Genomic DNA, 14,875 nt, shown 5'->3' on the forward strand with positions numbered 1-14,875 from the left:
ATTATGAGATTTTACTCACTAAATTCAATAGCATTTTTTTGCTTCAATTGCTCGGTTTGCTCACTTGAATCGCTGCACCATCTGATAATCTTTGAGTCCCGGAAACAATTAATCTTTGTCCGGGTTTTAATCCTGAAACGACTTCCGCATTATCACCTTGAACTAAACCCAGTTCGACTTGTATTTGTTTTGCAGTTAATGTATCTTCATCATCGCCTTCCGCAACAAAAACAAACCGTTGATCGCCTCGGAACGTAATCACATTAACAGGTACCATCACTGTACCCGAACGTTCATTCCAAATCACCGTCGAACGCACAAATTGATTATCTCGGAACAGTCCTTGCTGATTATTAAAGGTTGCTTTTGCCAGAATGCTTTGAGAGTTTTGATCAACAGTGGGCGAGATAAAGCTAACTTCTCCAGTCCCCATCAATTTCCCTTGGGGATCGCTAATTTGTACAGGTAATCCTATTTTTAAATCGGCTTTTCGTTCAATTGGAATCGGTAAACGTAAATCTAAACGTTGATTTTCGGTTAAGGTTGTAATCGCATCACCTTGACTAATAAAATCACCAACTTTACCGGAAACATCACCAATAATTCCAGTAAACGGAGCGACAACGGAGGTTTCTTGCAGTTGCACTTCTAAAGCACTTACTTGCGCGATCGCTTGTGCGACTTCAGCTTCGGCTTGATCAATTTCTTCGGGACGAGTTCCATTTAATAATTCATTCAGTTCACTTTGGGCTTCGGCGACTTCCGCTTCAACTTGAGCAATTTCTTCGGGACGCGCTCCATTTTCCAATTGTCGCAACGCTTGACGTTCCATGTCAACAGTAGATTGGAGTTGCTCAATTTGAGTTCTTTGACTTTGTTGGAGTTGTTGTAAACGTCTTTGAGATTCTTCTACAATCGCACTCAATCGCCGTTCATTTTGTCGATATTCTTCGAGTTCATCTTGAGAAACCGCACCCTGTTCTCGCAACTGATTATAACGATTCGTTCGTTCCCTTGCCAGTTCTAAATCAGCTTGATTGGCTTCAATTCTTGATCGAGCTTGAGCAATTTCATCATCAAGACTTCCCGAACGAGCATCAGTTAAACGGGCTTCAGCTTGGTTTAATCTGGCTTGAGCTTGAGCAATTTCTTCGGCTCGAGTTCCCGCTTCTAATTCAGCTAAACGAGCTTGAGTTTGATTTAACCTCGCTTCGGCGGCGGCAATTTCTTCGGGACGACTTCCCGCTTTCAGTTGCGCCAGTCTGGCTTGAGCGCGGCTGACATTGGCTTGGGCGCTTCGCAATTGGGCTTCGACATTTTCACTTTTGAGACGGGCGATCGCTTCTCCCTGTCTGACGGTATCCCCAGACTCCACAAAAATCTGCGTAATTCGCCCTTCCGTTTCCGAGCGAATATCTACCGAACGTTTGGCTTCTAAAGTGCCAACAAACTCAGATTTTTCTTCTAAGGTGGTGGCTTCGACGGTTGCGAGTTTCACGGAAACTTTTCGGGGGGCTGAGGCGTTTTCCGTCGGGGCTTGGGGTTTGTTCGCTTGCTGATTTTCCCACCACTTCCCCCCAACAAAACCTGCTCCGAGAGCCATCAAGATGACAATTCCCACTTGTAACCATCCGATACCCCGTTCAACGGGTTGAGGTTGGGGCGGTGCCGGGGAGACTTGAAGTTCTGAGGCTGCGTCCACCATTGGGTTCAACGCAGCAGGGGATTGACGTTCTTCTTGTTCCGTAGATTTGGACAATGGAGCGTTTGACATAGTTTTACCCAATCGGTCTTCCTGTGTTTAGACGAGTTCTGTCTTCACAAAGTTTAATAATATTTAAACAAATTACTCATCTTCCCAAAGCTTGAGATGAGAATGTCCTGATGTGCAGCTGCTATCGAAAACTGATATAACACGGTTTAAACCGTATTAATGTTTCGTTCCTGCATCACCCCGGACTGTCGGCAGTACCCGGTCAGACAGGCTTAAACCGAATAGCCTTCGGCAAAACGTTCTAAATTTAGGCTGGCATTCAAATCACGGTCAATGCTTACACCGCAAGCCTGACAGTTGAAAACTCGTTCTTTCAGTGCTATTTCTTGAACGTGACCGCAGTTTGAACAGGTTTTAGTTGACGGGTAGAATCTATCAGCAAAGACTACAACTGAGCCGTACCACTCGGACTTATACTCAACTTGGCGGCGAATTTCATAAAAAGCAGAATCGGCAATAGCACCCGCTAACTTGTGATTCTTTAACATCCCAGAAACATTCAAGTCTTCTAACCCGATGACTGCGTGGTTTTTGCATAGCCATGAGGTGAATTTGTGAATTCCATCTTTTCGGATGTTTGTGACTCGCTGATAAGCTTTCGCTAATTTGAGTTTGGCTTTATTCCTGTTATTGGAACCCTTCTGTTTTCTAGAAAGTTCGCTCTGAAGTTTGGCCAGATTTTTCTGTGCTTTTTTGTAGGCTCTGGGATTGGCAAAAACAGTACCATCTGAACAGGTCGCCAATGCCTTAACTCCAACATCAACACCCAGATAAACTCTTGATTTAACAGTCTGTTCTGGTTCAAATTCGTAAGCGACAGACAAGTACCAAGAATCAGCGACTCGACTAATTGTGACTCGTTTAGTCTGAATTTCCGGGAGGGGTTCATAAGTGAATACCCATCCAATAAAAGGAAGCTTCAATCTCCTCCCTGAAAACCTCATGACTTGGCCACAATTATCGAGAGTAAAGCTATCATTTCTGCCTTTTTTCTTGAACTTAGGATGTTTGGCAATGCCTTGAAAAAATCGGCTAAATGCTTCTCCCAAGTGCATGAAGGCAAATTGATAAACTCTAGAACTTAGCGTTGACTGCCAGGGATATTGAGGTTTGACGTGATTGGTGTAGAACTTTTTTAGCTTATTCGTTGAAGGTTTTAACCCTTGTTTGTAAGCTTCATTCCACATCGCTAGCGCCCAGTTCCAAACCCACCTAGAATATCCGGCGTGGGTCGCCATTAAAGTCTTCTGTTTGTTGTTCAGTTTTAACTTGGTATGATAGGCTCGTTGCATAGATCTATTATCTGATCTTACAGATAGTACCGTGTTGTACCATAAATCGTCTACTAAGTTACTGCTCTAACATCCCAGGGGTCAGTCTGAGAGTCGGCGGTTTCTTCTCGAAGAATTGACGCGATCGGTAACTTCGCCCAAACTGTTCGAGTCTGCCTCACTCCAATCTCTCTGACACCAAGTTTATTCTATATTAATATGATACGCTATTAAACGCTCAAAACTTTCACCTATTTTTTCAGTCAACCCCTAACCGTCTTTTCACTCCTTAAAACCTGAACTCTCTCTAATTCTAACATTTTAAATTATGTTTCTTAGTGTTATTATTCCAACCTACAATCGTTTACCCATCCTCAAAAAATGTTTAACTGCACTGGAACACCAAAATTATACCGCATCTGTGCAGAACTATGAAGTCATTTTAGTCGATGATGGTTCAACAGATGGCACTTTAGAATGGTTGCAAAATCATCAGCAAGACTTTCCTCATGTTCGTTGTTTTGAGCAACCCCATCAAGGGCCGGCTGCCGCGCGAAATTTAGGTGTTGAAAAGGCAGAAGGCGATACGATTATTTTTATCGATAGTGATTTAGTCGTGACTGAAACGTTTCTCCAAGCTCATGCTCAGACTCTAGTAGAGGCTGCTAAAAACAGCGACCGCATATTTACTTACGGACGAGTGATTAATACCTGCAATTTTGAAAATCCTACAAATGAACCCTACAAAATAACGGATTTTTCCGCCGCTTATTTTGCGACTGGAAATGTTGCCATTGCTCGTCATTGGTTACTCGAAGCTGGATTATTTGATACCCGCTTTCAATTATACGGTTGGGAAGATTTAGAACTGGGTGTGCGTTTAAAACAACTCGGATTAACCTTAATTAAATGTCCGCAAGCGGTGGGGTATCATTGGCATCCTCCTTTTCAATTAGAACAGCTTCCGCGATTAATTGAAAGAGAAATTCAACGAGGAAGGATGGGCGTTTTATTTTACCAAAAACATCCCACGCTTGAAGTTAAAATGATGATTCAAATGACAATTTTACACCAAATTATCTGGGGAATTTTAACCGTTGGAGGCCGATTAAACGAACGCACAATGGCGGGATTCTTGCAATGGTTGATTCATCAAGGAAAACCCCAACTCGCCTTAGAAATCGCCCGAATTTTTTTAAATTGGTACAATGTTAGAGCCGTTTATGCGGCTTATCGGGAAATCCAAAGTTAAAATAAACTTCAGTAGTCTAGGTTGAGGATGAGGTAATTTGGCGATCGCAGGTTTCCACAGGGTAATATTGGCTCTACAATTATCTTTTACTGGACAGTACATTTTTGTTAACTTGATCAAATAGCACACCCGAGTATCACTCAATTAATCCACTGAACTTTATATTTAATGGTTACTGTAGAGAATAGAGAAGTTAAACCGTCAGGTTCAATTACGATGCTGATCCTTTTTTCAAACTGGTTCATCAGACTTGCACAACGGATAGGATTATGAAATTCTGGACAAACAGCCTCATGTCCAAGCTGATCGTCTCCTTTTTACTGCTTTCAGTGGTGAGTCTGTGCAGTATGGGGACGATAGCCTATCTCGATGCGAGATCTTCAATGATTGAGTTAGCCTTAGCTCAACTGCAAGTGAGTGCAACCCTCAAAGAAAATGCTTTAAACCGTTGGCTAGAAACTCACCGCAAAGCCACCGTTTCTCTGGCGTTACTTCCACTCGTTAAAACTCAAGCCGAAATTCTATTAACAACAGATCAGTCCAGTGAAGAATTTAACGCCGCTTATCGCCAAATGCAGTCGTTAATGAGTGTCGCATTTGTTAGTCAAGCAGATGTGCGAGAAATTTTTATTTTGTCAGCGAATCAGGGGAAAATTATCTTTTCAACTCATTCAGCAACTCAAGGACAATCTCGAACTGCTGATGAATATTTTATCGAAGGACTGAAACAAACTTATGTTCAAAGTGTTTATCTTTCGCCCATCACCAACAAACCCACGTTAACTATTTCTACACCCTTATCCGGCTCAAACAAAAAAACATTAGGGGTATTAGCCATCAGTTTTAACCTAGAAACGGCAGCAGAAATTATTAGTCAAGCTACCCAAAATTTTAACGAAAAAACCTACTGGATTAATCGGTTTAGCGTTCCCATTTTTACCAACAATCCCAACCCTAACGATTTGCCCCGACGTCTACAAAGTCAAGGATTAGAAGCAGCATTGAATCAGAAAAATGGCACTCATCAAGAATTGAACTATGCAGGTAAACCGATCATTGGAGTGCATCGTTGGTTAGAAAACTGGGAAACCGTTTTATTAGTCGAAAAGCCCCGTGATCAAGCCCTCAAACCCGTTGCTCAACTGGCGACAACAATTGTATTTTCAGGATTAAGTTTTGTCATCTTGATCTCGATTGCAATTTACCGACTCGCTCGAAAAATTACTCAACCTATTTTAACCGTTACGACTGCGGCGACTCAAATTGCAGCCGGAGATTTAAGGTTTGTAGCCGTGAAACCAACGGATGAAGTCGGAATACTCGCCACCGCTTTGAACCGCATCACTCGACAACTTCGCCGCCTTTACAAAAGCTTAGAAGAAAACAATAATCAACTCCCATACACCCAGGAAGAACAGCCCAAAAAATCGACAGCAGCCGAGGAAAAACCACCTGTAATCAATCCAAGTTTAGCCACTGAAGGCAAACTAAACAGTCAACAACTCAAGCAGTTTCTCGAAGCGATTCCTGTCGGCGTAGTTGTACTAGATGCTCAGGGAAATATTTACTATTCTAATCACGTTGCTCAAACTTTATTTGGCTCCGGTGCGGTTCCGAATGCGGCTTATGATTCCGAGATTTACCCAAGTTATCTAGCGGGAACTGAGCAGATTTATCCTGAGAAAGATTTACCACTTGTGCGAGCATTACAAGGAGAAACAGTAACAGTTGATGATATTGAAGTACATCAAGGCGAGCGGATTATTCCGATAGAAGCTTGGGGAACACCGATTTATGATGAAGCCGGGAATATTGCTTTTGCGATCGCCGCCTTTCAAGATATTTCTGAACGGAAAAATTCGGAAGCAGAACGACAAAATTTTATTGAAGATATGTTTCGGATCAATTGTGATTTACAACTGGCTTTAGATCAAGAAGAACAAGTCAATTATGCCGCAGAACGGTTTGTTCCCCATCAATTTTTAACCTTTTTGGGTTATGAGAGTATTGTGGATGTTCAAATTGGGGATGCAGTTCAGCAAGAGATGTCGATTTTATTTTCTGATATTCGCAGCTTTACGCAACTTTCTGAACAAATGAATCCGGTTGATAATTTTAAGTTTATTAATGCTTATTTAGCTCGGATGGAACCTGCGATTTTAGAAAATTATGGGGTGATTGATAAGTATATTGGCGATGCAATTATGGCATTGTTTGGGTGTAGTGCGGATCATGCAGTACAAGCGGGAATTGATATGTTAAAACGTTTGAGCGAATATAATCAGACTCGTTCCCGTCCTGATCGTACACCGATTAGAATTGGAATTGGGATTAATACCGGGGATTTAATGTTAGGAATTGTCGGAGGGAAAGCTCACATGGCGACAACAGTTGTGAGTGATGCGGTTAATTTAGCGGCTCGTTTGGAGACGCTGACTAAAAAGTATGGTGTTCCTTTATTAATTAGTGAAAATACTTATTTCAGATTAAATGATCCCGATGCTTATGCGGTGCGTTTAATTGATCGAGTTGTCGTACCCGGAAAATCCAAACGAGTCTCCGTATTTGAAGTCTTTGATGCTGATCCTGCCAAAATTAGAGAACTCAAACTGCTCACCAAAACAAAATTTGAATTGGCTCTCACCTATTATTATCAAAAAGATTATAAGCAAGCGGCTCAACTGTTTACCGATTGTCTGACTGAGAATCCCGAGGATGTAGTTGCTCAGATGTACTGCAAAATAGTGGCTGCTGAAATGTGATAAACTAGGATTAGAATGAACATCACACTGTTACTTCTAACGCTCTCGATCTCAATCCGAGTGTATCACCTCCTATCAACCCTTAAAGCTAGCTTATCTGATTTCCTTATGAGTCAAATCTTTGGAGATTTTGTAGAGATTTCTGCAAGCGATAATCAAGAATTTTTAGCCCTGGGATTTTCTCCGGGTTCAATTCCTCTTCAACAACGCTGGCGAAATAATGGCTTGTCAGCTAATTTTATGGCTGATTATGTCACGACATTTTTTCCAAAAAGTGAAGATGATCCCAGTACCCAATATCGACAAGCAGAAATCAAAAGTGCCGTCAGTTTTATCGCCAATGAACTCTTAGAAAATGCGATGAAGTTTAGCGATAGTCGCTGTCTTTATCCCATTCAAATCAAAATCAACTTAAATAGTGAACGGTTAGTCTTTTTTGTGATTAATAGTATTGCTTCCGAAACTTTACCTTCGTTTCAGGACTATATTCAAACCTTACTCAATAGCGATCCCCAAGAACTATATATCGATCAAATCGAACAAAATCTAGAAGATGGTAAAAGTTCGCGGTTAGGCTACTTAACCATGATTAATGATTATCAAGCCCATCTCGGTTGGAAGTTTGAGACGGTTAAAATGGACTCCGAGGTGTTCATCGTCACAACCGTTGTACAACTTGCTATCTGAGTCAACTAACCCGAACAATGATCAAACAAGGACGTGATTAGCATGGAAATTCAAGAGTTTAAAACTGAACAATATCAAGTTAAATATGATAGCGAAACCACAAGTATTATTTTGGTGGGTTCTCTACGACTGAGTGACTTAGAAGAATCTAATCTAATTGTTCAGTTACTTAATGATGTCCTCGATTTGCAACCCGAGCAAATTACCCTGAATTTACGCTCCTTAGAATATCTCAATAGTTCAGGAATCAATATGCTGTCAAAATTTGTCATTCAAGTTCGACGAATTAAAACCGTTAACCTAACTATTTTAGCCTCTAGTGAAATTCCCTGGCAAACTAAATCCTTGAAAAATTTACAACGATTGATGCCAACTTTACAGCTAGAAGTCGAATAAATTCAATCCCAAATGATCTACAATAGACTTTTGGTATGGCGAGTTCGCCTCAGTAAATCTTGAGCCTCTGTATTCACCGTTGTTCCCGGTTTGACTTCTTCTAGGGTGTAAATAATCTTCGCTAACTTGCGATTCATTACTCGATAATCAAGATCACTAGAGCGAGTCAGTTCTCGCCATTCAAAAATTAATTTTTTCGCTTTTTCCATCGCCTCAACCGAATCTTTTTCCTCTTGAAGCCGAGCCTCAATTTTCTCTAAATTAGAGCGATATTCCGATAACTTTTTTTGAGCTTCTGCATAGGAAGAATTATCTTCAGAAATTTTTTCAAGTTGGCGAATTGCGGTTTCCCACAAATCAATCACTTGTTCCCATCGTTCAACAGGATGGGGCGGATCTTGAGCCAAATTGCTCGCTTGTGATGCAAACTGTTGGGCTGCTGCAATTAACGTTGTTCCTCTCTTTTCGCGAGTCGCTTCATCAACTTTTTTTTCAAAATCTTGCTGTGCTGTTAATGAACGATTTTCGGATAGACGTCCGGCCAGAGTATCGGATGGAATTTGATCAAATAAATCAATCGCTGCTTGCCATGCCGCAATCACTTGTCTTTGTCCCGATTGTAATTTTTGATATTCTTGCCGAGCCGAATTCAGGGCTGCTTCAGCCTCAGTTAAACGCTTTTGAGCATACTGTTCTTGAATGATTTTCGCTTCAATCTTCTGGATATTCTTCTGAGTAGCCTGATATTCTTCTGGTGTAAACTGCCAGCTACAGTTAAAAATAGCACAAAAAAACTTAGGATCATGCTCTAAAAACCAAACAGGTACTCGCTCCAAATGTTGATAAGCTTTTTGAATATTTTCTGCACCTAAATCAATTTCTGTACTGGTAGCCGCTTCCTGAACTAATTTTTCAGTTTGTTCGGCAATAGAAATTGCTTTTCGATAGTGATAATCCATACTCATCAAAGTCGGAAAGAGTAAAACAGGAACCGTTTTACTGATCGGCCAGCGAATCAGAGGAAAAGGTAAATTAACAAACCAGAGAATCGCCATTATTCCCACAAAAATCAGACTTCCCCGCATCACTTGATGATAAATTTGAGGAATACGGTTGACTTGAGCCGCTCGTTGCAGAACCTCCTGATTAAAATCGGGAAATTGGTCACTGACCACTTGACGTAATTCCTCATAGGAAAGCGGTTCACCAACTTGCGATCGCAGATTCTCCAGTCGTTGCATGACTATTTTTCGACTCAATTCACTGACAAGGTTATCCTGGGAACCATTGTTGACTTCTCCACTGAGAATCTCAAAAGCACGATTGCCAAGCCGTTGCATCAACACATCCTCCGGGACTGGTGTTAAAAAGCAGAGTTCACTTCCAAACCGAGCGTATCTTAGTTTACCGGATCATCGCTAGATTTCTCAATTTAAGTTCATCTACTTTCAGTCACAATTTTTAATTCAGTTTAGGACATCGGTGTTAAATCCTCGGTAAAATAGAAGAAGATTCCTCTGTTAGACTCTAGCTGTTGATTCACCCTCATCTCGTCATTGACAAGGATCGCGTTTCCAGCTTTGCCTAGACTCGCTGCTCGTTAATTGGGTAAACCGTTCAACTTTTAGCAATCAACTATGGCTACAATTTTGATTATTGATGAGGATGTTCAAACTCAACGGACACTTCAAAATACTCTGGAAAAACAAGGGTACAAAGTCGAAACGGCTGACCAAATTCAATCAGCCTTAACCCAAGCTGAACACCTGCACCCCCATCTGATTCTTTACACTTGGATTTCCCATACAGTTGATGGGTTATCAGACCTCAAAAACTTACAAACTCACTCGAATTTCGCCAAGGCTTTTTATCTGGTTTTGACTCAACCCTCACTCCTTCAATCCCACTTTAACAGTCTGGAAACCCTAATTAACGATTGGCTTTTTGATCCTCTCGATAGCGATGAACTGACTCGGCGAGTTCGTCGGGGTTTACATCATCAAACCCTGTTCAATAATTTTCATAAAAATGATCGGCAATTACAACAGGCTTTAAGTGATCTTGATTTCGCCAAAGAACGACTGATCCAAGCTGAAAAATTCTCCACTCTCGGTCAAATGGTTTCAGGAATTGCCCATGAAATTAATAACCCCGTTTCTTTTGTCAAGGGAAATGTCTCTCATGTGGCAGATTATGCTCAAGATCTGATGGATTTGCTCGAACTCTACAGTGAAGAATATCCTGATCCCTCCCCCGCAATTAAAGACAGAATAGAGGAAATTGATCTCGAATTTCTCCTCGAAGATTTACCCCAAGTCATCGAATCGATGAAAAGCGGGACTGAACGAATTCGTCAGTTAGTTGAGTCTTTGAGAAACTTTTATCGCAGCGATGATTCGGAAGAAAAAACGGTTGATATTCATCCTATACTTGATGATATTGTCTTGATTTTGCAAGCAGAATTCAAAGGTAAAAAAGGTCGTGGGATTAAATTAGTGAAAGACTATGGTAAACTTCCCGAGGTGAATTGCTATCCTGGAAAACTTAACCAAGTTTTTATCAACTTGCTGAATAATTCGATTGATGCACTGGAAGAAAGACGCCTAGAAACTTCCTCCGTTGAACCTACAATTTGGATTAAAACTGAAGTGAGTTCTAGTCATGATCCCCAAAATGTTACCTCACAAGTAATCATCCGAATTAAAGATAATGGTATAGGAATTTCTGAGGAGATAAAAAATTACATTTTCGATCCCTTTTTTACCACTAAACCCGCCGGAACAGGGACAGGTTTTGGACTCAATATCTGTCATCAGGTGATCGTTGACAGTCATCAGGGACAACTTCAATGTCTCTCGCAACCGGGAGAGGGGACAGAGTTTATCGTCGCCATACCCCTGCGTTAACGCTATTTTTGATCGGCGTAGGTTGGGTTAAACCTCCGCAAACCCAACCTTTTTGCTGTTTTCATTTTCTTCAATCTGAGAAGAATTTTGAGTTTTGTAAAGAAATGTAACGGTTTTTTTATTAAAAAATGTTGCACAGTCTTGATCTAGCTGTTACGTTGTAAGTGAAGAGTCAATCTCACCCATGCTCGTCATAAGGAGACATCTGAGCCATGCTCTACTCTACTCTTGGGTCGTAAGTACAAGACTCGCGCTTAGGAAAGCCGCAAGGGGGATCTTACGTCTTGTCTAGATCAATTAGCTTCAAAGATGCGGTTTAAGACACAATTGAAAGTCAGTGTGTCAAAGATGGAACACAAACTTCGGTTTTCTAAGTAACTCCTTCGCCCACAAGTTTTTTCCGAAATTGAACAGAATTTGACCACGAAAAGCTGCATTGAGCAGGGCTTTTTCAGCCTTGATATTTAACTTGTGCAGCATTCTCTTACCTTGGAGGTTTAGATGAAAATTCAAGGAACTACAGCACTGATTACCGGGGCTTCCCGTGGAATTGGTCGAGCGATCGCTTTTGAACTGGCAAAAGCCGGAGTCAAACGCCTAATTTTAGTCGCTCGGGATCGCCAAAAATTGGCAGAATTAGCAACAGAAATCCAACCCCTTGGCGTCGAAGTCGTCACCTTAGCATTAGACTTGACGCATCCTGTAGAAATCAACATTGCGATCGCTCAAGCTTGGCGTTCTCAAGGGCCGATTGATTTGTTGGTAAACTGTGCGGGAGTCGCGCACCAAACGCCCTTTTTACAGTCAAAATTACCCGACTTACAAGAAGAAGTTTCCCTGAATTTAATGGGAATGTACACCATCACCCGTTGTATAGCCCGACGGATGGCGACTCGCAAAGAAGGTACCATTGTTAACGTCTCCAGTCTGATGGGGAAAATTGCCGCGCCCACAATGGCAACCTATTCAGCAACCAAATTTGCCATTTTAGGCTTTACCCAAGCCCTGCGCTCTGAACTCACCGAACACAATATTCGAGTGATCGCTTTGTTACCGACTCTCACGGATACCGATATGTCACGCCGACTCAAGTTATTCCGTTGGGTTGTCCCCATGACATCCCAAGAAGTCGCCGAAGTGTTAATTGAGGGACTTCGCAAAGACTCGCCGGAAATATTAGTCGGATGGCAAAGTCATCTCGCCGTTTGGTGTAACCGCATTGCACCAAGACTATTAGAGAAGATGTTATTACTCGCTTCTCCCCTCTCGACTCATCGATCCCCCTCTTACTCAAAAATGAGAGCCTAATCTCACCGATTTTACCTCACGGGGTAAAAAGTCAATTGAAACCTAGACTGGGTGTAGGGTTTAGAAAAAATCGGGTGCAAAAAAGCCCGAGATAATTGATAGGATGAGCGATTATTCTTTGAGTTAGACTCAGAGAATAGTCGCCATTTTTTTCAGTCTGGGATAGCATCCTGACTCGGAAAACAATATTTTCGGAATCTTCCGTCGCAGTCGGGCCGTCATTGGTATAATCTGAAGATATTTTTAATGAACCGTGTCCGCGCACCTCTTGAGGCGATCGCACAAGTCGGGATAGCGCATTCTGTGAGGAGATCTAATTTATGCACATACTGGGAATTTCAGCCTATTATCACGATAGCGCAGCCGCTTTAGTCCGAGATGGAGAGATTATCGCTGCCGCCCAAGAAGAACGATTTTCCCGAAAAAAGCACGATGCCCGCTTTCCTGAACACGCGATCCGCTACTGTTTACAACAAGCCAATATTACCCTTCTCGATGTTGATCATATTGTTTTCTATGACAAACCCTTAGTCAAGTTTGAACGACTCCTGGAAACTTACCTCAGCTACGCCCCCAATGGGTTTCGTTCGTTTATGACGGCGATGCCTGTTTGGTTGAAAGAAAAACTTTACCTCAAAACGGTCTTAAAAAAAGAATTTTCTAAACTCCTCGGCGTTAAACACGCAAAACTGCCGAAATTGATGTTTTCTGAACATCATCAGTCTCATGCGGCATCGGCTTATTTCCCCAGTCCTTTTGAACGAGCGGCTGTTTTATGTCTCGATGGTGTGGGAGAATGGGCGACAACAACGGTGTGGTTAGGAGAAGGAAATTCTCTGACACCCCAATGGGAAATTGACTTTCCTCATTCCTTGGGTTTATTGTATTCAGCTTTCACTTATTATACGGGATTTAAAGTGAATTCTGGTGAATACAAACTCATGGGGTTGGCGCCTTATGGTGAACCGATTTATGTTGATAAAATTCTCACCCATTTAATTGATTTAAAAGACGATGGTACGTTTCGGTTGAATATGGATTATTTCAACTATACCGTCGGCTTAACGATGACCAATAAAAAGTTTGATCAACTGTTTGAAGGGCCGCCTCGCAAACCAGAAAGCAAACTGACTCAACGGGAAATGGATATTGCCGCTTCGATTCAAGTTGTGACTGAAGAAGTGGTGTTACGGCTATCAAGAACCGTTCAAAAAGAATTGAATGTTGATTATCTTTGTATGGCGGGAGGAGTGGCGTTAAATTGTGTCGCAAACGGTCGTATTTTGCGCGAAGGGCCGTTTAAAGAGATTTGGATTCAACCCGCAGCCGGAGACGCAGGCGGCGCGTTAGGGGCGGCTTTAGCGGTGTGGTATCAATATCATAATCAACCTCGAACCGTTGAATCTGAAAAAGTGTTCGCGGAAGTTGGCGCAACCGTTGAAACTCCCTCGGTTCAAAACTCAAAAATTGCGACATTACAACCGAAGTTAAAAACCGTTTCCGCACCTAAAGATCAGATGAAAGGATCTTATTTGGGGCCGAAATTTAGTGATGAGGATATTCAACTTTATCTTGACTCAATTAAGGCGGTTTATCGGCGATTAGATGATGCGGAATTAATGCCACGTTTGGCGGAAATTCTTGATGATGGAAACGTTATCGGATGGTTTCAAGGTCGGATGGAATTTGGGCCGCGTGCGTTGGGTGGACGTTCAATTATTGGCGATCCCCGCAACTCAAAAATGCAGTCGGTGATGAATTTAAAGATTAAATATCGGGAATCTTTTCGACCCTTTGCGCCGTCGGTTTTAGCGGAACGAGTGTCAGATTATTTTGAGATGAATTGTCCGAGTCCTTATATGTTGTTGGTGGCGCCAATTCAAGAAAATCTGCGGATTTCGATGACGGCTGAACAACAACAATTATTCGGCATTGATAAGCTGAATATTCCTCGTTCAGAAATTCCGGCTATTACTCATGTTGATTATTCTGCACGGGTACAAACGGTTCATAAAGACACCAATCCCCGTTATCATAATCTTATTTCCCACTTTGAAAAACGCACGGGATGTGGTGTAATTGTCAATACTTCGTTTAACGTGCGAGGTGAACCGATTGTTTGTACACCAGAAGATGCTTATCGCTGTTTTATGCGTACTGAAATGGATTATTTGGTGTTAGAAAATTATCTTCTGGCAAAATCTGACCAAACCCCTTGGGAAAAAGATGAGTCTTGGAAACAAGAGTTTGAGTTAGATTAATTTTAATCCCCCTAAATCCCCCTTAGAAAAGTGTACGATCCCCCTAAATCCCCCTTAGAAAAGGGGACTTGGAATCCCCCTAAATCCCCCTTAGAAAAGGGGACTTGGAATCCCCCTAAATCCCCCTTAGAAAAGGGGACTTGGAATCCCCCTAAATCCCCCTTAGAAAAGTGTACGATCCCCCTAAATCCCCCTTAGAAAAGGGGACTTGGAATCCCCCTAAATCCCCCTTAGAAAAGTGTACGATCCCCCTAAATC

General features: G+C 41.9%; 10 protein-coding genes. 7 read left to right on the forward strand and 3 right to left on the reverse strand.

The features are described from left to right. Window positions 1–43 precede the first annotated feature (43 nt). Entirely contained in the window at window positions 44–1,774 is a 1,731-nt protein-coding gene (locus VB836_RS06185; protein WP_323218504.1) for an efflux RND transporter periplasmic adaptor subunit, read from the reverse strand. Window positions 1,775–1,986: 212 nt separating this feature from the next. Further along, window positions 1,987–3,066 (reverse strand): RNA-guided endonuclease InsQ/TnpB family protein, encoded by a 1,080-nt coding sequence (locus VB836_RS06190; protein WP_323218505.1) that lies wholly within the window; start codon window positions 3,064–3,066, stop codon window positions 1,987–1,989. Window positions 3,067–3,373: 307 nt separating this feature from the next. Here VB836_RS06190 and VB836_RS06195 point away from each other — a divergent pair, with 307 nt between their 5' ends. The 4 genes from VB836_RS06195 (at window position 3,374) to VB836_RS06210 (ending at window position 8,142) form a co-directional block, all read left to right on the forward strand. Next, the gene (locus tag VB836_RS06195) at window positions 3,374–4,297 is read left to right on the forward strand and encodes a glycosyltransferase family 2 protein (RefSeq protein WP_323218506.1); all 924 of its coding nucleotides are present in this window, start codon (window positions 3,374–3,376) and stop codon (window positions 4,295–4,297) included. A 293-nt stretch (window positions 4,298–4,590) separates the two neighbouring features. Then, the gene (locus VB836_RS06200; protein WP_323218507.1) at window positions 4,591–7,059 is read left to right on the forward strand and encodes an adenylate/guanylate cyclase domain-containing protein; all 2,469 of its coding nucleotides are present in this window, start codon (window positions 4,591–4,593) and stop codon (window positions 7,057–7,059) included. 108 nt (window positions 7,060–7,167) lie between these two features. Beyond that, the gene (locus VB836_RS06205) at window positions 7,168–7,746 is read left to right on the forward strand and encodes a slr1658 superfamily regulator (RefSeq protein WP_323218508.1); all 579 of its coding nucleotides are present in this window, start codon (window positions 7,168–7,170) and stop codon (window positions 7,744–7,746) included. Window positions 7,747–7,788: 42 nt separating this feature from the next. After that, the gene (locus VB836_RS06210) at window positions 7,789–8,142 is read left to right on the forward strand and encodes a slr1659 superfamily regulator (protein WP_323218509.1); all 354 of its coding nucleotides are present in this window, start codon (window positions 7,789–7,791) and stop codon (window positions 8,140–8,142) included. A 17-nt stretch (window positions 8,143–8,159) separates the two neighbouring features. Here the strand turns inward: VB836_RS06210 and VB836_RS06215 are convergent, their stop codons facing one another. Next, a complete protein-coding gene (locus VB836_RS06215) occupies window positions 8,160–9,482 on the reverse strand; it encodes a hypothetical protein (protein ID WP_323218510.1) in 1,323 nt (440 codons plus the stop codon). Window positions 9,483–9,779: 297 nt separating this feature from the next. On the opposite strand from VB836_RS06215, the gene VB836_RS06220 reads away from it, so the two are divergent. The 3 genes from VB836_RS06220 (at window position 9,780) to VB836_RS06230 (ending at window position 14,617) form a co-directional block, all read left to right on the forward strand. After that, the gene (locus VB836_RS06220) at window positions 9,780–11,048 is read left to right on the forward strand and encodes an ATP-binding protein (protein ID WP_323218511.1); all 1,269 of its coding nucleotides are present in this window, start codon (window positions 9,780–9,782) and stop codon (window positions 11,046–11,048) included. A 501-nt stretch (window positions 11,049–11,549) separates the two neighbouring features. Further along, window positions 11,550–12,356, forward strand: a complete 807-nt coding sequence (locus VB836_RS06225; RefSeq protein ID WP_046277350.1) for an SDR family NAD(P)-dependent oxidoreductase — start codon at window positions 11,550–11,552, stop codon at window positions 12,354–12,356. Between the two features lie 320 nt (window positions 12,357–12,676). Then, window positions 12,677–14,617 carry a carbamoyltransferase family protein gene (locus tag VB836_RS06230; protein WP_323218512.1) on the forward strand — a complete coding sequence of 647 codons (1,941 nt, stop codon included), beginning with the start codon at window positions 12,677–12,679 and terminating at the stop codon, window positions 14,615–14,617. The last annotated feature ends 258 nt before the right edge of the window (window positions 14,618–14,875 follow it).

Source organism: Limnoraphis robusta BA-68 BA1 (genome assembly GCF_034932365.1).
GTDB classification, from domain to species: domain Bacteria; phylum Cyanobacteriota; class Cyanobacteriia; order Cyanobacteriales; family Microcoleaceae; genus Capilliphycus; species Capilliphycus robustus.

Excerpts from the sequence above, each read along its gene's own strand:
- VB836_RS06190 (WP_323218505.1), bottom strand. The coding sequence starts at position 3,066 with ATGCAACGAGCCTATCATACCAAGTTAAAACTGAACAACAAACAGAAG.
- VB836_RS06230 (WP_323218512.1), top strand. The coding sequence starts at position 12,677 with ATGCACATACTGGGAATTTCAGCCTATTATCACGATAGCGCAGCCGCT.
- VB836_RS06210 (WP_323218509.1), top strand. The coding sequence starts at position 7,789 with ATGGAAATTCAAGAGTTTAAAACTGAACAATATCAAGTTAAATATGAT.
- VB836_RS06215 (WP_323218510.1), bottom strand. The coding sequence starts at position 9,482 with ATGCAACGGCTTGGCAATCGTGCTTTTGAGATTCTCAGTGGAGAAGTC.
- VB836_RS06225 (WP_046277350.1), top strand. The coding sequence starts at position 11,550 with ATGAAAATTCAAGGAACTACAGCACTGATTACCGGGGCTTCCCGTGGA.
- VB836_RS06205 (WP_323218508.1), top strand. The coding sequence starts at position 7,168 with ATGAGTCAAATCTTTGGAGATTTTGTAGAGATTTCTGCAAGCGATAAT.
- VB836_RS06220 (WP_323218511.1), top strand. The coding sequence starts at position 9,780 with ATGGCTACAATTTTGATTATTGATGAGGATGTTCAAACTCAACGGACA.
- VB836_RS06200 (WP_323218507.1), top strand. The coding sequence starts at position 4,591 with ATGTCCAAGCTGATCGTCTCCTTTTTACTGCTTTCAGTGGTGAGTCTG.
- VB836_RS06185 (WP_323218504.1), bottom strand. The coding sequence starts at position 1,774 with ATGTCAAACGCTCCATTGTCCAAATCTACGGAACAAGAAGAACGTCAA.
- VB836_RS06195 (WP_323218506.1), top strand. The coding sequence starts at position 3,374 with ATGTTTCTTAGTGTTATTATTCCAACCTACAATCGTTTACCCATCCTC.